Annotated in this window: 21 protein-coding genes; 6 read left to right on the top strand and 15 right to left on the bottom strand. The window is 70.7% G+C overall.

Annotated features, from left to right (window positions below):
* Window positions 1-35: 35 nt before the first annotated feature.
* Window positions 36-1,583, bottom strand: a complete 1,548-nt coding sequence (locus O7623_RS03060) for an AMP-binding protein (RefSeq protein WP_282227056.1) — start codon at window positions 1,581-1,583, stop codon at window positions 36-38.
* A gap of 69 nt (window positions 1,584-1,652) precedes the next feature.
* On the opposite strand from O7623_RS03060, the gene O7623_RS03055 reads away from it, so the two are divergent.
* Window positions 1,653-2,642 (top strand): MBL fold metallo-hydrolase, encoded by a 990-nt coding sequence (locus O7623_RS03055; RefSeq protein ID WP_282227055.1) that lies wholly within the window; start codon window positions 1,653-1,655, stop codon window positions 2,640-2,642.
* A 3-nt stretch (window positions 2,643-2,645) separates the two neighbouring features.
* Here O7623_RS03055 and O7623_RS03050 read toward each other — a convergent pair whose 3' ends face one another.
* From O7623_RS03050 to O7623_RS03000, 11 genes are all read right to left on the bottom strand, one after another.
* On the bottom strand, window positions 2,646-4,229 hold the full coding sequence (locus O7623_RS03050; protein WP_282227054.1) for an AMP-binding protein: 1,584 nt from the start codon (window positions 4,227-4,229) through the stop codon (window positions 2,646-2,648).
* Window positions 4,226-5,749 carry an AMP-binding protein gene (locus tag O7623_RS03045; protein WP_282227053.1) on the bottom strand — a complete coding sequence of 508 codons (1,524 nt, stop codon included), beginning with the start codon at window positions 5,747-5,749 and terminating at the stop codon, window positions 4,226-4,228. The genes O7623_RS03050 and O7623_RS03045 overlap by 4 nt, the downstream gene beginning before the upstream one ends.
* A complete protein-coding gene (locus tag O7623_RS03040; RefSeq protein WP_282227052.1) occupies window positions 5,749-6,243 on the bottom strand; it encodes a VOC family protein in 495 nt (164 codons plus the stop codon). Before O7623_RS03040 ends, O7623_RS03045 begins: the two co-directional genes overlap by 1 nt.
* Before the next feature lie 94 nt (window positions 6,244-6,337).
* The gene (locus O7623_RS03035) at window positions 6,338-7,258 is read right to left on the bottom strand and encodes an SDR family NAD(P)-dependent oxidoreductase (protein ID WP_282227051.1); all 921 of its coding nucleotides are present in this window, start codon (window positions 7,256-7,258) and stop codon (window positions 6,338-6,340) included.
* Window positions 7,255-8,439: an acetyl-CoA acetyltransferase gene (locus O7623_RS03030; RefSeq protein WP_282227050.1), complete on the bottom strand. Its 1,185-nt coding sequence runs from the start codon at window positions 8,437-8,439 to the stop codon at window positions 7,255-7,257. Before O7623_RS03030 ends, O7623_RS03035 begins: the two co-directional genes overlap by 4 nt.
* Window positions 8,439-9,851 carry a hypothetical protein gene (locus O7623_RS03025; protein ID WP_282227049.1) on the bottom strand — a complete coding sequence of 471 codons (1,413 nt, stop codon included), beginning with the start codon at window positions 9,849-9,851 and terminating at the stop codon, window positions 8,439-8,441. The genes O7623_RS03030 and O7623_RS03025 overlap by 1 nt, the downstream gene beginning before the upstream one ends.
* Before the next feature lie 14 nt (window positions 9,852-9,865).
* Complete coding sequence (locus O7623_RS03020) at window positions 9,866-10,657, bottom strand: ABC transporter ATP-binding protein (protein ID WP_282227048.1); 792 nt, start codon at window positions 10,655-10,657, stop codon at window positions 9,866-9,868.
* Window positions 10,654-11,541 carry an ABC transporter permease gene (locus tag O7623_RS03015; protein ID WP_282227047.1) on the bottom strand — a complete coding sequence of 296 codons (888 nt, stop codon included), beginning with the start codon at window positions 11,539-11,541 and terminating at the stop codon, window positions 10,654-10,656. The genes O7623_RS03020 and O7623_RS03015 overlap by 4 nt, the downstream gene beginning before the upstream one ends.
* Window positions 11,542-11,546: 5 nt before the next feature.
* Window positions 11,547-12,470, bottom strand: coding sequence for an ABC transporter permease (locus tag O7623_RS03010; protein WP_282227046.1), 924 nt, complete (start codon window positions 12,468-12,470; stop codon window positions 11,547-11,549).
* Window positions 12,467-13,306, bottom strand: a complete 840-nt coding sequence (locus O7623_RS03005) for an ABC transporter ATP-binding protein (protein ID WP_282227045.1) — start codon at window positions 13,304-13,306, stop codon at window positions 12,467-12,469. Before O7623_RS03005 ends, O7623_RS03010 begins: the two co-directional genes overlap by 4 nt.
* A gap of 2 nt (window positions 13,307-13,308) precedes the next feature.
* Window positions 13,309-14,826 carry an ABC transporter substrate-binding protein gene (locus O7623_RS03000; protein ID WP_282227044.1) on the bottom strand — a complete coding sequence of 506 codons (1,518 nt, stop codon included), beginning with the start codon at window positions 14,824-14,826 and terminating at the stop codon, window positions 13,309-13,311.
* Between the two features lie 198 nt (window positions 14,827-15,024).
* Between O7623_RS03000 and O7623_RS02995 the strand changes: the two genes are divergently transcribed.
* From O7623_RS02995 to O7623_RS02985, 3 genes are read left to right on the top strand one after another with little or no spacing between them, the layout of a single operon-like run.
* Window positions 15,025-15,762: an enoyl-CoA hydratase/isomerase family protein gene (locus tag O7623_RS02995; RefSeq protein ID WP_282227043.1), complete on the top strand. Its 738-nt coding sequence runs from the start codon at window positions 15,025-15,027 to the stop codon at window positions 15,760-15,762.
* Complete coding sequence (locus tag O7623_RS02990) at window positions 15,759-16,568, top strand: VOC family protein (protein ID WP_282227042.1); 810 nt, start codon at window positions 15,759-15,761, stop codon at window positions 16,566-16,568. Before O7623_RS02995 ends, O7623_RS02990 begins: the two co-directional genes overlap by 4 nt.
* A gap of 4 nt (window positions 16,569-16,572) precedes the next feature.
* Window positions 16,573-17,088, top strand: coding sequence for a flavin reductase family protein (locus O7623_RS02985; RefSeq protein ID WP_282227041.1), 516 nt, complete (start codon window positions 16,573-16,575; stop codon window positions 17,086-17,088).
* A gap of 43 nt (window positions 17,089-17,131) precedes the next feature.
* On the opposite strand, the gene O7623_RS02980 is transcribed toward O7623_RS02985, so the two are convergent.
* On the bottom strand, window positions 17,132-17,617 hold the full coding sequence (locus O7623_RS02980) for a MaoC family dehydratase (protein WP_282227040.1): 486 nt from the start codon (window positions 17,615-17,617) through the stop codon (window positions 17,132-17,134).
* Window positions 17,618-17,767: 150 nt separating this feature from the next.
* Here O7623_RS02980 and O7623_RS02975 point away from each other — a divergent pair, with 150 nt between their 5' ends.
* On the top strand, window positions 17,768-18,916 hold the full coding sequence (locus O7623_RS02975) for an acyl-CoA dehydrogenase family protein (RefSeq protein ID WP_282227039.1): 1,149 nt from the start codon (window positions 17,768-17,770) through the stop codon (window positions 18,914-18,916).
* 15 nt (window positions 18,917-18,931) lie between these two features.
* Here O7623_RS02975 and O7623_RS02970 read toward each other — a convergent pair whose 3' ends face one another.
* Window positions 18,932-19,567: a TetR/AcrR family transcriptional regulator gene (locus O7623_RS02970; protein WP_282227038.1), complete on the bottom strand. Its 636-nt coding sequence runs from the start codon at window positions 19,565-19,567 to the stop codon at window positions 18,932-18,934.
* A 189-nt stretch (window positions 19,568-19,756) separates the two neighbouring features.
* Between O7623_RS02970 and O7623_RS02965 the strand changes: the two genes are divergently transcribed.
* Entirely contained in the window at window positions 19,757-20,701 is a 945-nt protein-coding gene (locus O7623_RS02965) for an acyltransferase domain-containing protein (RefSeq protein WP_282227037.1), read from the top strand.
* On the opposite strand, the gene O7623_RS02960 is transcribed toward O7623_RS02965, so the two are convergent.
* Window positions 20,686-21,195: a dual specificity protein phosphatase family protein gene (locus O7623_RS02960; protein ID WP_282227036.1), complete on the bottom strand. Its 510-nt coding sequence runs from the start codon at window positions 21,193-21,195 to the stop codon at window positions 20,686-20,688. The two genes, O7623_RS02965 and O7623_RS02960, sit on opposite strands and share 16 nt — an antisense overlap.
* Between the last annotated feature and the right edge of the window lie 80 nt (window positions 21,196-21,275).

The raw sequence follows: 21,275 nt of genomic DNA, 5'->3' as shown, positions 1-21,275 counted from the left end.
GGCTCCCCTGTCGTCGGGTACCTCACACCTCGCGGTCACGCCGACACCTCCGGGGCACGGGTGAGCCGCGCCTTGTAGAGCTTGCCGTTGGGGTCGCGGGGCAACGCCTCGCGGACGACGTACGATCGCGGACGTTTCGGCTTCGCCAGCCGTCCGGCGAGATAGGTACGGATCTGCGCGACCGCCGTTTCGGCGTCGGGCGCGGTCTCGGTCAGCACGACGTGCGCCTGCGGCACCTCGCCGAACTCCGGATCGGGTACGCCGACGACTCCGGCGTCGGCGATCCAGTCGTGTCCGAGCAACGCGGCCTCGATCTCGGCCGGGTAGACGTTGACCCCACCGACCAGGATCAGTTCGGCGGCCCGGCCGGTGATGTACAGGAAGCCGTCGGCGTCGACGTGGCCGACGTCCCAGACGGTCATCAGGCCATCGCGGCGCGCGCCGTCGGTCTTGTCGGGGTCGTTGTGGTACTCGACCTGGTCGGAGCCCTGGCGCATGTACACGATGCCGGTCTGGCCGACCGGCACCTCGTTGCCGAGTTCGTCGAGGATCCGCAGCGTCGAGATGGAGGCCGGGCGACCGACCGTGCCCGGGTGGGCGAGCCACTCGTGCGGGCGCGCGATGGTGGTGCCGACCTCGGTCGAACCGTAGTACTCGTAGACGACCGGGCCGAACCAGTCGAGGATGCGCTGTTTGACGTCGCGCGGGCACGGCGCGGCGCCGTGCAGGACGTAGCGCAGCGAGGAGATGTCGTAGCTGTCGCGAACCGGTTGGGGCAGTTGCAGCAGCCGGTAGAAGTGGGTCGGCACCATGCTGGTGCCGGTGACCCGCCGGTCGTGGACCCGACGCAGGAAACCCTCCGGCGTCCAGCCGTCCATCAGCACCATCGTGCCGCCGGCGTGCAGGGCACCCATCGCGGGGGTGATGTTCGCGGAGTGGTACAGCGGAGCCGACACGAGCCAGGACCCGAACGCGGGGCGTTCCATCCCGAACTCCTGGAACAGCCACCGGTAGGTCGACGCACCGGTGTCGGCGTCAACGCCGGCCAGCGGCCGCTTCACCCCCTTCGGGCGGCCGGTGGTGCCCGAGGTGTACATCATCAGCGAACCGGCCGGGGTCTGCTCCGGGCTCACCGTCGGCATGCCGTCGGTAAGCTGCGACAATGGACGGACGCGGCCGGTGGTCGGGGACCCGTCGACGAACACCTGGATCCCGGGTACGTCAGCGGCCGCGGCGGCGACGACCGGCTCGACCCGCGCGGAGCAGACGACGACCTTGGCGCCGCTGTCGGCGAGGATGTAGGCGATCTCGGGCTCGGTCAGGTGATAGTTGAGCGTCACCAGGTAGAGCCCCGACTGCATCGCCGCCAGGTAGAGCGCGACCATGCCGGCGCTGTTGGTCATCACCGCCGCGACCGTGTCACCGGCACGCAGGCCCGCACGGGTGCGTAGGCCGTGCGAGATCCGGTTCACCTCGGCGTACAGCTCGCCGTAGGAGATCTGCCGATCGTCGGCAGTCACGATCGCGCACAGGTCCGGCTCGGCGGCCGCCCAGAGCCGGAAGCCGGTCCGCTCGTCGCTCATCGGACTCCTTGAGTTAAATTCCGACCATCCGGTATGTTGTTGTTTCCACAGTAAGGGAGGCGTCTGACGATGTCCAGACCCGTGAACGACGCGCACGCCGCCAGCTATCACGCCCGTCAGATCCCGGCCCCGACCGAGGTCACCGACGGGGTCTGGGCGATCCCGGTCCCGCTGCGCGGCAGCGCACTGCGTTACGTCACCGTCTTCCTGGTCGACACCAGCGACGGCCCGGTCCTCATCGACGCCGGCTACGACCACCCGAGCTGCTGGGAGTCGTTCACCGGATCGGTCGCCGCGATCGGCCGCCGGGTCGAGACGATCTCCACCGTCCTGCTCACCCACAACCACCCGGACCACATCGGCTTCGCCGCCCGGGTCCGCGCCCGGTCCGGCGCCCGGCTGGTCATGGGGCAGGCCGACGACTTCGCCACCATGCGCCGCAGCAGGGGCGGCTTCCTCACCCAGCTGCGCACCGCCCTCACGACGACCGGCGCCCCGCCCGACGTCGTCGAGGCGATGTACGCCGACGCGGTGGCGGTCACCGCGCACCACGAGGACCTGCGGATCGACCTGGCCGTGGCCGACGAGACCGAGTTCCGGTTCGGTGACGTGACCATCCGCGCCGTACCGGCCCCGGGCCACACCTACGGGCACCTGGTCTACGTCGACACCCGCGGCCTGGTCTTCACCGGCGACACGATGATGCCCGAAGGCCCCACCCAGCTCGCGATCGTCAGCCGCGCCGACGACGACCCGGCGGCCGACCTGTTCCGGACCCTGGCACGCATCCGCGATCTCGGCGCGACGATCGCCTGCCCGGCCCACCAGTTCCCGTACCGCGACGTCGCGGCCCGCGCCGACGAGCTGACCGCCTTCCACCGTGCCGAGGTCGCCACCGTGAACGCCCTGGCCGGGACCGACGGGCAGGTCACCGCCTGGGACATTGCCCGGCGGATGCGATGGCGCAGGCCCTGGGACGAACTCGGCCGGGGCACCCGACGGTTCTCCCTCGTCCATACCCATGCCCTGCTGCGGCACACGGCGGGCGTCCACCGGTAGTCGTCAGTCGCGTCGCGGCCGGTCGTACGTCCAGTCCGGGCGCGCCGACGACCGCAACTCCCGCAGACTCCGCTTCAACACCTTGCCGGACGGATTCGTCGGAAACTCGTCCACGACGTAGATCTCCTTCGGGACCTTGAAGCCGCCGAGACGCTGCCGCGCGTGTGCGACAAGCGACTCGGGTTCCAGGCCGGGTCGGCCGATCACGAACGCCACCGGCACCTCCAGCCACACCGGATGCGGCGCCGCCACCACCGACGCGGCCAGCACCAGCGGGTGGTCGGCCAGCACGTTCTCGATCTCGGCGCTGGACATGTTCTCCCCACCGCTGCGGATCATGTCCTTGAGCCGGTCCCGGATGTACAGGTAGCCGTCGGCGTCGAACCGACCGACGTCGCCGGTGTGGAACCAGCCGTCGCGCCACGCGGCCCTGGTCGCCTGCGGATCGTCGAGGTAGCCGGGGCTCACCTTCGGGCCGCGCGCGATCACCTCGCCGTCGTCACCGACCAGCACGTCGTTGCCGTCCGCGTCGACCACCCGTACCTGGACCCACGGCACGGGCAGGCCGACCGACCCCTGCTTGGACCGCATGTGCGCCTCGTCGAGGTACGTCAGAGCGCTGCACGTCTCGGTGAGTCCGTAGCCCTCGATCAGCCGGGCGTCCGGAAAGAGCTCCCGCGCCACGGCGAACAGCGCCGACGTGACCTGCGAATAGATGACCCACCGCACCGACGTCAGGTCAGCGGCGACGACGTCGGCCGCACGCCGGACCATGTCGAGCATCGTCGCCGCCATCACCATTCCGGTGATCCGCTCGGTCTCGATCGTCCGCAGCACCGCCGCCGGGTCGAACCGCCGTTGCAGCACCATCGTGCCGCCCACATGCCAGATGCCGAAGCCCGGCAGGTCGGTGCCGCCGACGTGGTACAGCGGCGCGAAGTTGAGGATCCGGTCACCCGGCCGCAGCCCGAGCTCGACGATCTGGGCGTGCATGTTCATGTTCACGTTGCCGTGGGTGAGCAGCACCCCCTTGGGCAGCCCGGTCGTGCCGGAGGTGTAGACGATCCGGTGCAGGGCCGCATCGTCGAGATCGACGTCGGCGACCCGGGCACCCCGGTGGGACTCGATCACCGCCCGCAGGTCGAGCCAGCCGTCGTCGATCGGTTCCAACGCGAACCGGCGTACGGCGGCCGCCGGACCCGCGCCCGCCCCGGTCAGCGCGGCCTCCGTCACGGCGGCGTCGGTCAGCGCGGCGAACTCCGGGACCGTCGCGACCGCCCGGACCCGCGCGTGCCGCAGCAGGTGGGCCAGCTCCCCCGCGGTGAGCCGGTAGTTCAAAGGCACGAAGACCGCACCGAGCTTCGACAACGCCAGCGACAGCAGCAGGAACTCGGGCACGTTGTTCGAGATGATCGCCACCCGGGCGTCGCGGCGGATCCCTTCGGCGGCCAGCCCCGCAGCCAGGGCCTCGACGTCGGCGGCGAGCTGGCGGTGGGTCCACCGCCGGCCCTCGAAGACCAGCGCGTCGGCGTCGGCGAAGCGCCGGGCGTTGCCGGTCAGCATCGCGGCGACGTTCGCCGTACTCATCCGGTCACCGCCGTCTCCCGCAGCTGCTTCTTGAGCACCTTGCCGGAGTCGTTGCGCGGCAGCGACGTCACGATCTGGACGTACTTGGGCACCTTGTACCGGGCCAGCTCGGCCCGGCAGTGCTCGCGGATCCCCTCCGCCGTGGTGGTCGCGTCGGCGCGCAGGATCACGTACGCCTTCGGAACCTCGTCCCAGGTCGGGTCCGGCACCCCGACGACGGCGACCTCGCTGACGTCGGGATGCCCGGCGATGACCCGTTCGACCTCGGCGCTGGCGATGTTCTCCCCACCGGACTTGATCAGATCGGCGCGGCGGTCGACGAACCACAGGTAGCCGTCGGCGTCGATCCGCCCGACGTCACCGGTCAGGAACCAACCGTCCCGGCGGGTACGCCGGTTCGCCTCGTCGTCGTTCCAGTAGCCGGGCGAGATCTTCTCGCCCCGGACGATGATCTCCCCCTCGACACCGGGTGGCACCGGCTGGAAGTGCTCGTCGACGATCCGGATGTGCACCCCGGGAAACGGCGCGCCGAGCGCGCCGACCTTGCTCTGTTCGTGGGCGGCGTCCAGGTAGCAGACGCCGTTGCACAGCTCGGTCATGCCGAAGGTGTCCACCAGCCGGACGTGCGGCAGCCGGCGTTTCACCTCGCGCCGCACGCTGGGCGCGACCCCGGCGAAGAGCAGGTAGCGCAGCGACCCGAGGTCCGACTGGTCCTCGCGGTCGAGCAGCCCGAAGAGGATCTGCGCCGCCAGGACCATGCCGGTGATCCGCTCCCGGGCCACGGTCCGGGCGATGTCAGCGGCCTTGAACGTCGGGGTCAGCACCATCGTCGCGCCCGCCACGAAGGTCGCCAGGCCCGGTGCCTCCAGGCCGCTGACGTGGAACAGCGGCGCCGAGACGAGAATCCGGTCGGCTGCGGTGAGCTCCAGTTCGAGCACCTGCGCCAGGTGGTTCGCCGTCAGGTTGCCGCAGGTGTGAATCACGCCCTTGGGCCGTGCGGTGGTGCCGGAGGTGTAGAGCAGCCGGTGCACGTCGGCGGCGGTCTTCTCGGCGTCCGGTACCCGCACGCCGGGCGGTTGCGCGGCGAGCAGGTCGACCAGTCGACGGGCGTCGGCGACGACCCGGGCGCCGTTGGCCACAGCGGTCCGCAGGCCGGTCGTGGCCAGCAGGGTGGCGGCGGCGTCGGCGAAGTCGTCGTCGTAGATCAGGCCGGTGACGCCGGCCTGATCGAGGACGTACGCCTGCTCGTGGGGGTGCAGCCGCCAGTTCAGCGGAACCGAGATCGCACCGAGGCGGCTCAGCGCCAGCAGCTCGATGACGTACGTGGCGCTGTTACGGCCGAGCACCCCGACCAGGTCACCGTCGGCGATGCCGGCGTCGCGCAGTGCCGCCGCGTGCCGGTCGACGTCGGCGTCCAGTTCGGCGTACGTCCAGCGGGCGTCGGAGTCGACCAGCGCCTCCCGGTCGGCGCGGCGCAGCGCCTGCCGGCGCAGCGTCTCAGTGAAGTTGCTGGTCGCCATCAGCTGCCGCCCTCCCGCCGCCGGGCCAGGATCTCCTCCCGCGACGGCAGCGCCACGAACTCCAGCAGGTTGCCGTCGAGGTCACGGGCCGCGAACGCGGTGATCGGCCCGTAGTTGTCGAGCAGGACCTGGTTCGGTGGGCTCAGGCACTGCGCGCCCAGCTCGACCAGCCGGGCGTACAGCTCGTCCATCTCCGCCAGCGGCACCGCGAAGCTGAGCAGGAAGGTACCCAGTTCCAGATGTCCACCGGTCGCCGTCCGGGTCGCGGTGCCGTTCCACTCGATCAGCTCCAGCTGCCCGATCTGGCTCGGCCCCTGCAGGTACTGGACCCGGCCGGTGGTGCCGGCGGGCAGGCCCAGCGACACCTCGATACCGGGACCGGCGACGTCGGCCCGCAGTGTCCGGCGGTAGCCCAGCGCCTTCTCGTAGAAGTCCGCGGCGCGGTCGACGTCGGATACGGTCACGGCCACATGGTGCACTTCGCTCACCGGCATGGTGGCTCCCTTCCTTGACGCGGGCTCGGGCTCGGGCTTGCTTGACGCGGGCTCAGGCTTGCTTGACGCGGGCTCAGGCTTGCTTGACGCGGGCTCAGGCGGTTGGACCGGCTGGTCCGGACAGGGCCCGCTGGATCAGCGTGACCTCGTCGGCGCCGCTGTCCGGGACGATGAAATCGTCGAGCCGGCAGATCTCGTCGATCGACGCGCTGATGTCGTCGGGCGAGACCGGCTCGGCCCCGCCGTACCAACCGGGGGTGACGCCGAGGAAGATCCGCCCGACCCGGCCGCCGCCGACGGTGAGGATGTGCCGGTTGAGCTGGCACTGCCCGGAAGCGAGGTAGGTCGCCACTGCGGCGACGTGCCGGGGGTCGAACCGGTCGGTCAACTCGCCGAGAAGGTTCTCGGTCATCCGGGTCGCGGCGGTCGGTGCGATCGCGTTCACCAGGATGCCCCGGCGGGCCCCTTCCAGCGCGAGGACGTTCATCAGCCCGATCAGGCCGGCCTTGGCGGCCCCGTAGTTGGCCTGGCCGAAGTTGCCGAACAGCCCGGACGACGAACTGGTCAACACGATCCGCCCGTACCCCCGCTCGGCCATCTGCCCCCACGCGGGCCGCAGCACGTGGAACGCACCGGCGAGGTGCACGTCGAGGACCGCGGTGACGTCCTCCTCACGCATCTTGGCCAGCGTGCCGTCCCGCAGGATGCCGGCGTTGTGGATCACCGCGTCGATCCGCCCGTACTCGTCGACGGCCCGGGCCACGAGGTCGGCGCCGCCGGCGGCGGTGGCGACCGAGTCGGTCGACGCGACCGCGACACCGCCGGCGGCGCGGATCTCCTCGACCACCCGCTGCGCCGCACCCGAGGAGCCCGAACCGTCCACCGCCCCGCCGAGGTCGTTGACGACGACGCGGGCACCGCGTTCGGCCAGCAGCAGGGCGTGCGCCCGGCCGATCCCGTTGCCGGCACCGGTGACGACGACGACCTGCCCGTCGAGGCGCACCTCGGCGCTCACCGCTGGCTCCCCAGCACCGCGACGAACGCCACGCAGGAACCGGGCTGCCCGCCGAGGTTCTGCGCGAGGGCCAACCGGGCGTCGGGCACCTGGCGGGCGCCGGCCTCACCCCGCAGCTGGGTGAAACACTCGAACATCATCCGCAGCCCGGTGGCGCCGATCGGGTGGCCGAACGACTTGAGACCGCCGTCGGTGTTGACCGGCAACGCGCCGCCGAGGTCGTACCGGCCGTCGAGGATGTCCCGCCAGGCCTTGCCGCGTTCGGAGAAGCCCAGATCCTCCATCAGGACCACCTCGGTCGGGGTGAAGCAGTCGTGCACCTCGGCCAGCGAGATCTCCGTCGCCGGGTCGGTGACACCCGCCTGGTCGTAGGCCTGTCGTGCCGCCTGCACCACCTCGGGAAAGGTGGTGAAGTCGTAGCCGTCGGTGGCCAGGCCCGCGCCCGAGCCGGCGACGAAGCCCATCCCCCGTAGGAACACCGGCTTGTCGGTGTACCGGTGGGCGTCCTCGGCGCGGACCAGGATCGCTGCGGCGGCCCCGTCGGAGACGCCCGAGCAGTCCATGACGCCGAGCTGACCGGCGATACGTGGCGCGTTCTCGACGGCCTCGGCGGAGACCGCCTTACGGAACTGGGCACGCTCGTTCAACGCGCCGTTCGCGTGGTTCTTCGTCGCGACCTTCGTCATGGCGTCGCGCATGTCCCGCGCGCCCACCCCGTACGCCTGCTGGTAGGCGGGCGCGAGCAGGGAGAAGCCGGCGGGCGCGGTCCAGTCGACGTCGGTGCCGTCGGCGGGTGGGTAGACGGCGGCCAGGCCGGAGTACGACGAGTCCTTCAGCTTCTCGACGCCGGTGGCCATCACCATGTCGTACGCGCCGGAGGCGACCGCGAACGCCGCGTTGCGCAGCGACTCCGAGCCGGTGGCGCAGTAGTTCTCCACGCGGGTGACCGGTTTGCCGACCAGCCGCAACGGCCGGGCCAGCGTCTGCCCGGACATGCCGGAACCCTGGGTGCCGACCCAGAAGGCGTCGACGTCGTCGAGGGTGGTGCCGGGCAGCGCGCCGACGCACTCCTGCACCGCGTCGACCAGCAGGTCGTCGGCGGAACGGTGCCAGTGGTCGCGGAACGGGGTGCAGCCCATCGCCACGATCGCGACGTCGTGGGCCATACGCCTGCTGGCCATCAGTGCTGTCCTTCCACGGGCGGGTCCGGCACCGGAATCGGCCGGAGTTTCCAGAAGTAGTTGTGGATCGAGTCGGTGGTCCAGAGCCGCCGGAACGTGGGCGTCATCGGCATGCCCACCGTCACGTCGCCCGGCACGACGTCGGTCGCGTACGTGGTCAACCGGCCGCCGCCGTCGACGTCGGCGACGACGATCACGACCTCCGGCTCCGGCATGGTGGTCAGGTGGTCCCTGGTGGCGGAGACGACCCGGGCGACCTTGTCCCGCAGCGAGACCTTCACGGTGGGCTGCCCCGTCGACGCGATGCCGCAGGACGCGCAGACCCTCCCCGGTGGGCTGGTGAGGTTTCCGCAGGCGTCGCACTGGCTGGCCTCGAGCCGGTACTTCCAGCCGGCACGGCGGAACATCGCCGGGGAGGCCGGTGCCGGAGACGCCGGCCGCGCGGGGCCCTGCACGTCCAGCAGCCCCCGCCAGCGCAGGTAACGGCCGTAGCCGACGGGCCGGCGGGCGGCCAACTGGTCGCGGACGGAGCGCCCGGCCCGCGCCGACCGCACCCCGGCACCAGCCTGCCAGACGAACGCGTCGGCGCCTTCGGTGGCTGACAGCAGCAGGATCGTCCGGCCCGGCCACGACTCGTCGAGTGCGGCGGCAAGGAGCAGGGCGGGGTGGGCGGCACCGGTGAACCCGGTGGCCCGTTCGGTCCGCAGGTCGACCCCGGAGCCGCGCAGTGCCCGCCGCAGCGCCGCGGCGGCCCGGGCGTTGGACGAGGAGACGACGACCTCGTCGACGGTGTCCAGGGACGCGGCGGCCATGGCCTGCCGGGCGGTGTCGAGGCCCGCGGTGACGAGGACGTCGGCGGTGAACCGTTCGTCCCAGACCCGGTCGTGGCGCTCCCCGGGCAGCCGCCACCGCTCCAGGACCTCGGCGGTGTGTCCGGTACGGGCGAGCAGCGTGGCGGCGCGGTTACCGCCCCCGACGAACGCCGCGGCGGCGTCGCCTTGGGCCAGCTCGTCGGGTGCCCCGGGACGGGTGGTCCGCAGGTCGGCCGTCACCGCCGCCGCGCCGGACCGGACGACGAGGTCGAGAGCGCTCGCGCCGCACCGGTGGCCGCGCAGGTCGACCGCGCTGACGGCCGGATCGAGTCCGAGCGCGGCGTGCACCACCCCCGCCGAGGTCTTCGCCTCGTACGGTGCGCTGGTGGTCCCGAACAGCAACTGATCACGGATCGGATGGTCGGCGGCTACGGGGCGCAACGCCTCGACGGCCATGGTGACGGTGTCCTCGTCGAAGGCGGCGACACCGCGCACCGGGCCGCCCGGTCGCGGCGGGTCGACCGCGTCGAGTCTGTTGTCGTGCAGGGTGAACGCCGGCAGGTGTACCGCGTACGCGTCGACACCGGGCTGGTCAGGCATGTCGCGGTTCTCCTTCAGCTCCACGAGGGGATGGCGGCGAGCAGTCGCCGCGTGTACTCCTGTTGCGGCTGCTCCAGCACCTGCAGGGCGGCGCCCTGTTCGACGACCCGTCCGCCGCTCATCACCGCGATCCGGTCACAGATGTCACTGGCGAGCATCAGGTCGTGGGTGACGAAGAGCAGCCCGATGCCGAGTTCGTCGACCAGGGTGCGGAACAGGCTGACCACTTTGGTCTGGGTCGTGACGTCGAGGGCGGTGGTGCATTCGTCGGCGATCACCAACGAGGGACGGGTGACGACGGCCAGCCCGATCGCGACCCGTTGGCGCAGCCCGCCGGAGAGCTGGTGCGGGTAACTGTTCAGCACCCGGGCCGGGTCACCGATGCGCATCTGTCCCAGGACCTCCACCGAACGCCGCTCGACCTCCGCCCGGCTGATGCCCGCCACGTGCCGGCGCAGCACCTCCGCGAGCTGGGTGCGGATCTTCATCAGCGGGTTCAGCGAACGTGACGCGTCCTGGAAGACCATGCCGATGGCACGGCCCCGCACCCGGTCGGTCCGGTCGATCCCGGACGCCACGACCACCTCACCGGCGAGCGTGACAGCGCCCCCCGTCACTTGGACGTTGCGCTCGAGCAGCCCGACGACGGTGCGGGCGAGGGTGGTCTTGCCGCTGCCGGACTCGCCGACGACGCCGACGATCTGACCGCGACCGACGTCGAGGTGCACGTCGTCGAGCAGCAGCAGGTCGTCCCCGGTCAGACGGGCGGCGACGGTCAGGCCCGCGACGGTCAGCAGCGCGGTCATCGGTGCCTCTTCCGTGGGTCGTGGTGGGTGAGCAGCGCGTCGCCCAACAGGTTGACCAGCAGCACCAGCAGGGTGATGGCGAGCCCGGGGAACAGCGCGATCCACCAGGCCTGGCTGAGCTCGTCCTGACCGGAGGCGAGCATGGAGCCCCAGCTGACACTCGGCGGTGGTACGCCGAGACCGAGGAAGCTCAACGCGCTCTCGACCAGGATCGCCGTACCGACCTGAAGGGTGCCGAGCGCGACGACCGTACCGGCGAGGTTGGGCAGGACGTGCCGCAGGACGATCAGCGTCTCCGACGCGCCGGCCGCGCGCAGACCGGTCACGAACTGACGCTCCCGGATCGCCAGGGTCGCTGAGCGGGTGACCCGGGCACAGACCGCCCAGCCGGTCAGCGCCAGCACCAGGAACAGCACCGGCAGGGAGCTGCCCCGGTTCGAGATGATCGCGAGCGCGACCAGGATGAACGGCAGCGCCAGCTGGGCGTCGATGAGCACCGAGATGACCCGGTCGACCCCGCCACGGAAGTAGCCGGCCAACATGCCGAGCAGGGTGCCGGGGCCGATCGCGACCAGGGCGCCGACCAGGCCGATCAGGATGGTCAGCCGGCCTGCGGAGACGAACTGGGTGAGTACGTCCTGGCCGAGCTTGTCGGTGCCCAGCGGATGTGCCCAGGAACCGCCGTCGAGGAAGGCGGGCGGCCGTCGGGTCGCGGCCAGATCCTGCCCGGCCTCCGGCAGCAGCCCGGTCAGTGGCAGCACCAGGACCAGACCGGCGACCACCACGAGCGGCAGGGCGAGCCAGAAGACCGAGGTCCGGGCGCGCCGTACCGGGCGTCGGGGCGCTTGCGTCGTCGGCACCGGTTGGAGATCCGATCTGCTCACGGCCGTCACCTCACCCTCGGGTCGACGGCGGAGTGGATCACGTCGACGACCAGGTTCAGCAGGACGAACGTCAGGGCGCCGAAGACGACGATCGCCTGGACGAGCGGAAAGTCACGGAACTGGATGGCCTGCAGCGCGAGCTGACCGAGACCGGGCCAGGAGTAGACGTACTCGATCGCGACCGCGCCGGAGAGCAGGATGCCGGTCTGCAGTACGACGATGGTCAGGATCGGCATCATGGCGTTCTTGAACGCGTGCCGCCAGACGACCTGCCGCCCGCGTAGTCCTCGGGCACGGGCGGAGTCGATGTACGGCTCGGCCAGCGCCTCAGCCATCGACGCCCTGGTGAGCCGGGCGATCTGCGCCATCGGGTACACCGACATGGTGACGGCGGGCAGGACCAGATGTCGCACGGTGCCGGACTGGCCGGCGGGCAGCCAACCGAGGTTCACGGCGAACAGCGCCACCAGCATCATGCCGAACCAGAAGACGGGCACCGACTGGCCGAGCAGGGCGAGAGTGGACGCGGCGCGGTCCCACCAGGTGCCCTCCCGGGTCGCGGCCAGCACTCCGAGCGGCACGCCGACGAGTACGGCGAGCGCCATGCCGGCGGCGACCAGTTGCAGGGTGAACGGCAGCCGGTCGGCGATCAGCGCGGTGTTGGCCTGATAGAACTGCAGCGACTGACCGAGGTCACCGGTGAGAATGCCCTTGAGGTAGTCGAGGTACTGCACGACCAGCGGCAGGTCGAGCCCGAGTTCGTGGCGCAGCGCGTCACGCTGCTCCGGGGTGGCCATCGGGCCGAGAATGGCAACGGTCGGATCGCCGGAGAGCCGGCCGAGTGCGAAGGCCAGGCTGAGCGCGATGAGCAGCGAGGCGAGCAGTGACGCGAGCCGGCTGCCGACGCGCCGTACGGTGGTGGTCTTCATCGGCGGGACCTCCAGCGCGCGCCGGGCATCGCGGCGAGCAGTTCGCGCGTGTAGTCGTGCTCGGGGGCGACGAAGACCTTCTCGCAGGGCCCGGACTCGACGACGCGGCCGTGGCACATGACGTGCACAAGATCGCAGACGGACCGGACGACGGCGAGATCATGACTGATCATCAACAGGGCCGCGCCGGTGCTGCGGCGGATCTCGGTCAGCAGCGCCAGCACGTCGGCCTGCACCGAGACGTCGAGTCCGGAGGTCGGCTCGTCGGCGACGATCAGCCGTGGCCGCATGAGCAGCGCCCGGGCGATGCAGACCCGCTGGGCCTGGCCACCGGAGAGCTGGTGCGGGAAGCGGTCCAGGATCTGCGGCGCGAGCCGGACCCGGTCGAGCAGGTCGGTGTCGGTGATCCAGGAGGTGCGCTCGGGTTGCAGCCTGCGGAGTTCCCGTAGCCCGGAGCGGACCGACTGCCGGGGGTCGAGCGATCCGTGCGGATCCTGGAACACCACCTGCACCTCCGGTCGCAGCCGCCGCAGCTGCGCCCGACCGGTCGAGGAGAGTTCGTGCCCGAGCAGCCGGATGGCCCCGACACCACGGGCGCCCAGCCCGGTCGCCGCCATCGCGAGGGTCGTCTTGCCGGATCCCGACTCGCCGACGACGGCGACGCTCTCGCCCGCGCCGATCCGCAACGACACACCGTCGACGGCGCGCAGGACCGTCCCCGTGCGGCGGTCGCGGTGTTCGACCACCAGGTCGTCGACCACCAGTACGGCGGTGTCGGTGTCCGGGGTGCGGGGGTGCCGGTCACCCGGCACCCCCGCCTGCACTACCTCGGCCATCGTCAGCGGGTCGTCTTCGTGAAGTCCACGGTGTTCAGCGGACCGAACTCGACGCCGGTGACACCGGGACCGGTCGCGTAGTTGAAGATCTGCCGGTAGAGCGGGACGTAGCAGTGCTTCTCGACCACACCGATGGTGTTGAGCTGCTCGTAGATGGGAGCGGCCTGTTCGGCGCTGTCCTGTTCGAGGGCCTGCTGGGCGAGTTGGTCGATCTGTGGGTCGGGACAGTTGCCGGTCAGCGACGCGGTCTTCATGAAACCGCTGACGAAGTAGTCCGGCACCGCGACGTTGGGAACCCCGGCGAAGATGGCGATACCGGGAACCTGCCGTCCGATGATCCGTTGGACCAATGTTCCGTAGTCCAGCGGTTCGTAGGTGACGGTGAAGCCTGCCTGTTCGAGGCTGCCGCCGACGGCCTGGGCGACCTCTTCGATGTTGGTGTACTGCGCCGCCGGGTAGGTGATCTGCACGGCCGGGGCCGCGTCCCCGACGAGTTGTTCGGCCCTCGCCGGATCGGCGGTGACACTGTCCTGCGGTTGCTGGCCGGGCCGGACGTTGAGCAGGCCCGCGTCGGCGGCGGCCTGGCCGTCGAAGATGCCGCTGACGATCGCGTCGCGGTCGATGGCCAGGGCGGCGGCCTCGCGCAGCTGTGGGTCGTCGAACGGTTCCTTGGTCGAGTCGAGGAAGGCGATGATCTTCATCGCGGTCTCGGTGCTGACCACCTCGACGCCGGCCGCCTCGGCTGTCTGCGCCTGGGCCGGTGGGAGGTCGAAGGCGATGTCGACACTGTTGCTCTGGATCAACGCAAGACGTTGCGCGGCCTCGTTGGCCCAGGTGAAGGTGATGCCGCCGTTCACCGGCGCCTCGCCCCAGTAGTCGGAGTTCGCGGTGACCGAGATGTCGCGGCCCGCGTTGGCGCCGGCCCACACGTACGGCCCGGTGCCGACCGGTGCGGCAGCGAAGCCCTCGGATCCCTGCTCCTGGTAGTAGGCCGGCGGCACCAGGTAGACCGTGGTGAGCAGATCGGGGATGTTGTACTGCGGCGTGCCGGTGGTGAGCACGACGGTCGTGTCGTCGGTGGCCTCGATCGAGGTGACGTTGCTGAAGTAGGACTTCAGCGGTGACGCCTCGGTGTCACGGGTGAGGGTGATGGTGTTCGCGACCGCGGCGGCGTCGGCCTTCTCGCCGTTGCTGAAGCTGATGTCGGGGCGGACCGTGAACGTCCAGGTCGTCGCATCGGTACGGGCCCAGTCGGTGATGAGGCCGGTGTCGGTCGGGGCGAGGGCGGAGTCGGTGTCGATCAACGGTTCGAGCATCGTGGCCCAGACGATCTGGGCGGAGCGTGCCCCGACGATCGGGTCGAGGGTGGCTGGCTGGGCCGCGAGCAGCGCGCGGATGACAGTCGGGCCGGAGGATCCGGTCTCGGTGGAATCAGTGCCACCGCAGGCGGTGAGGCTGACGCTCGCGACGGTGATGGTGGCGGCCGCCACGAGGGACCGCCGGAGGAGCGGGGATTTCATGATCATCGGGGTGTCCTTCACAGCGATGGACCCGTTCATGCCACCGCGTGACGTGCCGGTGACGTTCGCCACAAAGTACCGACCAGCCGGTATCAAGTCAACGGTTCCACCGGGTATCTCGACTATGACATTCGCGTGACAAAGCCCAGCCGACCAGGGACGTTGTTTTCATACCGACCGGTATGTATGATTCGTCGGGTGGACCTCACCCTCACGCCACGGCACAACGGACGCCTCATCCAGGTGCGCTACGACAACGCGGCCCGCGGCAACTGCCTCGACGACACGACGTTGGGCGAACTCGTCCGCGCGCTGGAAGCCGCCGCGGGCGACGATACCTGCGCGGTCGTCCATCTCGAGATGGCCGGACGGCACTTCTGCGGCGGCTGGGACACCTCGGCGTTCGCCGGGCTGGCCGACAGGTCACCCGAGGCGGTCGCCGCCGGCCTGCGCGCCAGCGACGCCGCGCTACGGCGGATCCGGCGGCTTCCGGTGCCGGTCGTCGCCCCGGTACGGGGACGCGTGATCGGCTTCGGCGCCGGCCTGCTCGACGCCGTGCACCTGCCGATCGCCGCCGCCAGCGCCAGCCTGTCGCTGCCTGAGGCCCGCTACGGTTTCGCCCCCGCTGGCGTCGGCCACACCATCGCCCAGGCGCTCCCTCGTTCACTGGCCTACCACCTGCTGACCGGAGTCGCCACGGCGACGGCCGACCAGCTGCTCGCCTGGGGACTGGTCGCCGGAGTCGTCGCCGACGACGACCTCGACCGTGCGGTCGAGGCCCTGGTCGAGTCGTTGCTCGCCGTACCCGGCCGCACGCTACGGGCGGTGGTCGAGGTCGTCGAGTCCAGCCTGGCCACCGGCGGTCCCGATCATGCCTACGACGTCTCGGCCCACACCATCGTCGCCGGAGTCGCCACCCGAGGAGCGTCCGGATGAACCGACGGTTCCGGCCTGGCGAGGCCGTCTGGGTGGAGTTGTCCACCCCCGATCCGGACAGGGTCGAACCCTTCTACCGCGCGCTGCTGGGCTGGACGGTCCGCTCCGAACGGCTCGGGGCCACCACGTACCGGATGTGCGGCATCGACGGGCGCGACGTGGCCGGCATCTCGAACGCCGCCGCCCTGCACGGCGGTCGGCCCCGGGGCTGGATCGTCTACTTCGCGGTCGACGACGTGAGCCGCTCCGCCGCTCGGGCGGTCGCGCTCGGCGGCGAGCTCGTCACCCGGCCGCGCTACCTGCCGGCCGCCGGTACGGGTGCCGTGGTCATCGATCCGTTCGGTGCCGCGTTCGGCCTCTACCAGGGCGAGTCACGCTCCGGAGTCCAGATGCTCAACTCGGTCGGCGCACTGTGCTGGAACGAGCTGGACACGGGGGAGCCAGCCGAGTCGGTGACCTACTACCGGTCCCTGTTCGGCTACGCCACCCGCCGCACCGGCGACACGCCCACCGCCCGCCCGTACACCCTGCTGATGCTCGACGACGTCGCGGTCGCCGGCGTCCTCGCCCTCGACAACGAATGGCCGAACCTGATCCCGGCGAAATGGATCACCTACTTCGCCGTGGCCTGCCTTCCTCAGGCGCTGTCCCAGGTCTGCGCGCTCGGCGGGACGCCGACCGTCGGCCCGGTCGAGAGCCCGTACGGACCGCTGCACCTGGTGAAGGATCCCGGCGGTCACACGCTCTGCCTCATCCAGCTCGACGGCGGCCTTCGCCCCGGGCACGACTCCTCCCCCAGGCGGTGACCCGATGACGGCCGAGCCCTTGTTCGACTCCACCCAGTTCCGCCAGGTGTGCGGTCACTTCCCCACTGGCGTCACCGCCGTCACCGCCGTCACCGCGCAGGGCAACGTGGCCGCGCTGACCGTCAATTCGTTCACCTCGGTCTCGCTCCGGCCGGCGAAGGTGCTGTTCTGTGTGACCAGCTCCTCGTCGAGCTTCGCGACCCTGGTGGCCGCCGAGCGGATCGCCATCCACATTCTCAGCCGTGACCAGGAGGACGTGGCGCGCCGGTTCGCCACCTCGGGACTGACCGGCACCGAGAAACTCGCGGGGGTCTCCTGGGCACCCGGTCCGGACGGCGTCCCGGTGCTGACCGGCACACCGGCGATCCTCGCCGGACGCCGCGATCACGTGATCACCAGCGGCGACCACGTGATCATCCTGCTCGATGTCGACCACGTGCACCTGAAGCCTACGAACGTCCCGGCGTTGTCGTTCTACCGGGGCCAGTTCGTCAACCCGTCGAGCGCTGCGCCCGATTGACCGCCGGGAACAGCCGTCGGCGCGGCGCGCGCGTGGTACCCGCTCAGGAGTAGTACCGGAACAGGATCTCCGCCACGCAGCAGGGTGTCGAGCCGTCCACGAACTCGACCGCCACCGAGGCCTTGGCCTGCACGCCGGCACCGGCACCGGGTACGGCGTCGATCGCCCGCGCGGACACCAGTGTCGCGACCCCCTGGACCGGCACGTCGGGTGGCAACGGTGCGACGAACCGGACGCGGTCCAGGCCGTAGTTGACCCCCATCGAGAAGCTCCGCACCTCGAGGATGTCCGCGAGCAGGCGCGGCACGAGCGCCAGGGTCAGGAAACCGTGCACGATCGTCGTCCCGAACGGCCCGGACCGCGCCCGCTCGACATCGACATGGATCCACTGGTGGTCCCCGGTCACCTCAGCGAACTGGTCGATCTGCCGTTGGGTCACCACCTGCGCTTCACTGACCCCCAGCTCTTCGCCGACCAGGTCGAGCAGATCACTCGGGACACCTACGGTCGTACGCGACGCGGTTCGCATGGTCAGGTCACTCCTCGGGTCGTCGGACGGGGGCCACGGACCCACGCCGACACACCGCACCCGCCGTGGGCGACCGGGCCAGCATGAGGATACCAACATTCCGACCGGATGGTATTGTGACCGTGCCGATGCCGGACGAGGAGGTCACAGGTGTTCGAGGCCTACCAGCTGCCCGAGGAGCACAGGGCCGTACGGGACGCCGTACGCGCGGTGTGCGACGACAAGGTCGCCCCGCACGCAGCCGCCGCCGACGAGACGGCCGAATTCCCCGGGGCCTCCTACGACGCGTTGCGGGCGGCCGACTTCCACGCCCCGCACATCCCGGTCCAGTACGGCGGGGCCGGTGCGGACGCACTCGCCACCGCGATCGTCATCGAAGAGGTCGCCCGGGCCTGCGCCACCTCCTCGCTGATCCCGGCCGGCAACAAGCTCGGCACCATGCCGCTACTGCTCGCCGCCGACGAGCACCTCAAACAGCGGTACCTTCCGCCGGTGGCCCGTGGCGAGGCGATGTTCTCCTATTGTCTGTCCGAGCCGGACGCCGGCAGCGACGCGGCAGGCATGCGGACCCGCGCCGAGCGCGACGGCGACACCTGGGTGCTCAACGGGGTCAAGCGCTGGATCACCAACGCCGGACTGAGCGAGTACTACACGGTCTTCGCCGTCACCGACCCGACGGCACGCGCACGCGGGATCTCCGCGTTCGTCGTGGAGAGATCCGACCCGGGCGTCAGCTTCGGCGTACCGGAGAGGAAGCTCGGCATCAAGGGCTCCCCGACCCGCGAGGTGTATCTCGACAACGTCCGCATCCCGGACGACCGGATCATCGGCGCACCGGGAACGGGCTTCGCGACGGCGATGCGGACCCTGGACCACACCCGCGTCACCATCGCCGCCCAGGCACTGGGTATCGCCCAGGGCGCTCTCGACTTCGCACTCGGTTACGTCCGGCAGCGACAGCAGTTCGGCCGATCGATCGCCGACTTCCAGGGCGTCCAGTTCATCCTCGCCGACATGGGTATGACACTGGAGGCCGCGCGGCAGCTGACGTACGCGGCAGCCGGCAAGTCCGAACGCGACGAGCCGGATCTCACCTACTTCGGCGCGGCCGCGAAGTGCTTCGCCTCCGACGCGGCCATGAAGATCACCACCGATGCCGTTCAGCTGCTCGGGGGCTACGGCTACACCCGTGACTTCCCGGTGGAACGCATGATGCGCGACGCGAAGATCACCCAGATCTACGAGGGCACCAACCAGGTGCAACGGATCGTGATGGCCCGCGCGCTGCTGGCCGGGTGACCGCTTTCGACCGGCTCAGCAGAGACCGTCGAGCACCATCACGCTGAACTGGCGCGCGACTTCGTCGATGCTGAGCGGACCGTCGACGTTGAGCCACTGGTACGCCCAGGCGCACATGCCCACGAGGCCGAAGGTGACGATCCGCGCGTCCACGTCCGTACGGAAGACCCCACGGGCGATGCCGTCCTGGATCATTGCGGCGAAGGCCGTTTCCACCAGGTCACGCTTGCGGCTGACCTCGGCGAACATGTCACCGGCGAGATACCGCCGCTCCTGATAGAAGATCGTCACGTGGGCGCGGTACTCGGCCACGCTGGTCAGACTGAACCGGATGAGCTCCGCTACCCGCGCCTTCGGGTCGTCGTTGTCCGACTCGATCCGCTGGATCGCGGACAGCTGCGCCTCCAGGTACTCCTCCTGGATGTGCCGCAGCAGGTCGTCCTTGCTCTCGAAGTGATGGTAGAAAGCACCTTTCGTGAGCCCAGCCTGGTCGGCGATCTCCTGCACCGACGTCCGGTCGAACCCACGACGCTCGAACAGCTCCAACGCGCTGGTGATCAACGACTTGCGGGTGTTCTCCGGGTCGTAGCCGTCAGCCCAGCGTTGCCGGCGTCGGGCCGCCCCCGGGCGGTTGGATATCGCACGAGCCATCTGTCGCCTCCGCTTCCCGCTTCTGCTCAGCGCCCAGGAAATCCTACCGCCCAGTCGGAAGGTTTGTTGCGGAGACCCTACCCGATCGGACGTCCCGGGATCTCCGGGCGTCAGAGTACGGCGTCGAACGGGGCCGGGCCAGTCACCCGACCTGTCACCGACGACCCGTTCACCGGTAGCGTCGGCACCGTGGATCTGGACGATATCGCCAATCGGCTCGGGGTGCCCGTCGCGGAGGTCGACCGCGTACACCGGCTCGCCGGCGACCGGCCGTCGGTGCCCCTGCCGGCCAGAGCCGACGCGGCCGTGGTCCTCGACCGGCTCACGGTACGGCCGGACGACGCCGCCGAGATCGTGGCCGGTTGGCCCGATCCTGACTCCGCACTGTGGACCCCCGAGCTGCGCTGGCTGCTCGACCGGTCGACCGCCCTGGTCCGGGCCGACCTCGGTGGCTACGGCTGGCTGCCACCCGGGCCGGAGCTGCCGCGCGAGCGGGGACCCGCCTGGCGGCATCTCTACGTCTACGCGTACCTGGCGATGGTCGACGTGGTCCGGGCGTACCACCGCGACCACGGCATCGCCGATGACGTGTCCTGGGTGACCCTGGCGGACCTGGGCCGCAACCTGACGATCGACCGGCGGATGCACGGCGAGGGCTGGCCGGTCATGCAGGCCTGGCTGACGTTGCACGCCCGCGGCGGCCTCTACGAGCTGGGCCGGCTGCAGCACCAGCGGGGCGACACTGTCATCGACCTGCACGTCCCCGACGCGGGGCCGTTGACTCCGGCGGCCGTCGACACGTCGCTCGACGCGGCGCGGGTGTTCTTTCCCCGCCACTTCCCCGACGAGCGGTACACCGCGTTCGCCTGCGGGTCGTGGCTGCTCGACCCGCAACTGCGGGAGTACCTGCCGGCGGATTCGAACATCGTCAGATTCCAGCGCCGGTTCGAGCTGGAGCCCTACGCGGAGTCCGATGGGCCGGACGCCGACGTCGAGGTGCTGCGGTTCGTGTTCCGTACGCTGACCACGCCGCTGGACGCGCTGCCGCGCCGCACCGTGCTGCAACGCGCGGTGCTCGACCATCTCACCGCCGGCCGGCACTGGCACTGGCGTCGCGGTCAGTTCCCGATCTGACCGCGACCAGCGTGCCGGTCGGCCGACGGCCAGCGTCGCTGCTGCGCGGTCTCGGGCACGGGCACTCCCCGGGCGTGGGCGATCACGTTCCAGGCCTGCTCGGTATCGACGCCGAGCCGGGTCAGCAGGGCGACGGTGATCAACGAGGACCGGCCGATGCCGGCGCGGCAGTGCACCGCGACGTGCCGGCCGGCACGAAGCTCGGTCGCGAGCAGGTCGAGCAGCGGCCGGATGGCGTGGGGGTCCGGCACGCCGAGGTCGGCGATCTCGAACGCGTGGAACTCGAGTCCGGCCCGGATCGCCGCAGCGGGCTCGTCGGCCAGGTCGAGTTCGTCACGCTCGGCCGAGGTGAGCAGGCTGACCAGTACGTCGACGCCGGCGGTCCGGGCGGCGCTCAGCTCGTCGTCGAGCCAGTCGCCGCCGCGCGGGCGCGCCAGGATGCTCAGCCGCGCGGGGGGCGGCGCCGGTATCGGGTACCGGTTCGGTGCCGGCAAGAACTGGTCCTTCCGCTGTAGGCGGCGCAGCGATGAACAGGTAGGCGACGGTCCGCAGCGCGGCCGTCCGGCTGCATCTG

Source organism: Solwaraspora sp. WMMD791 (genome assembly GCF_029581195.1).
Classification (GTDB): Bacteria; Actinomycetota; Actinomycetes; order Mycobacteriales; family Micromonosporaceae; genus Micromonospora_E.
The sequence above is the reverse complement of the archived record's forward strand: the minus strand, read 5'-3'. Positions and strand labels throughout refer to the sequence as shown.

Bases quoted from the DNA above. Each gene is read 5' to 3' on its own strand.
- O7623_RS03020 (WP_282227048.1), bottom strand. From the start codon at position 10,657: ATGACCGCGCTGCTGACCGTCGCGGGCCTGACCGTCGCCGCCCGTCTG.
- O7623_RS03000 (WP_282227044.1), bottom strand. From the start codon at position 14,826: ATGAAATCCCCGCTCCTCCGGCGGTCCCTCGTGGCGGCCGCCACCATC.
- O7623_RS03040 (WP_282227052.1), bottom strand. From the start codon at position 6,243: ATGCCGGTGAGCGAAGTGCACCATGTGGCCGTGACCGTATCCGACGTC.
- O7623_RS02985 (WP_282227041.1), top strand. From the start codon at position 16,573: ATGACGGCCGAGCCCTTGTTCGACTCCACCCAGTTCCGCCAGGTGTGC.
- O7623_RS03025 (WP_282227049.1), bottom strand. From the start codon at position 9,851: ATGCCTGACCAGCCCGGTGTCGACGCGTACGCGGTACACCTGCCGGCG.
- O7623_RS02980 (WP_282227040.1), bottom strand. From the start codon at position 17,617: ATGCGAACCGCGTCGCGTACGACCGTAGGTGTCCCGAGTGATCTGCTC.
- O7623_RS03050 (WP_282227054.1), bottom strand. From the start codon at position 4,229: ATGAGTACGGCGAACGTCGCCGCGATGCTGACCGGCAACGCCCGGCGC.
- O7623_RS03045 (WP_282227053.1), bottom strand. From the start codon at position 5,749: ATGGCGACCAGCAACTTCACTGAGACGCTGCGCCGGCAGGCGCTGCGC.
- O7623_RS03010 (WP_282227046.1), bottom strand. From the start codon at position 12,470: ATGAAGACCACCACCGTACGGCGCGTCGGCAGCCGGCTCGCGTCACTG.
- O7623_RS03055 (WP_282227055.1), top strand. From the start codon at position 1,653: ATGTCCAGACCCGTGAACGACGCGCACGCCGCCAGCTATCACGCCCGT.
- O7623_RS02990 (WP_282227042.1), top strand. From the start codon at position 15,759: ATGAACCGACGGTTCCGGCCTGGCGAGGCCGTCTGGGTGGAGTTGTCC.
- O7623_RS03030 (WP_282227050.1), bottom strand. From the start codon at position 8,439: ATGGCCAGCAGGCGTATGGCCCACGACGTCGCGATCGTGGCGATGGGC.
- O7623_RS02970 (WP_282227038.1), bottom strand. From the start codon at position 19,567: ATGGCTCGTGCGATATCCAACCGCCCGGGGGCGGCCCGACGCCGGCAA.
- O7623_RS03005 (WP_282227045.1), bottom strand. From the start codon at position 13,306: ATGGCCGAGGTAGTGCAGGCGGGGGTGCCGGGTGACCGGCACCCCCGC.
- O7623_RS03060 (WP_282227056.1), bottom strand. From the start codon at position 1,583: ATGAGCGACGAGCGGACCGGCTTCCGGCTCTGGGCGGCCGCCGAGCCG.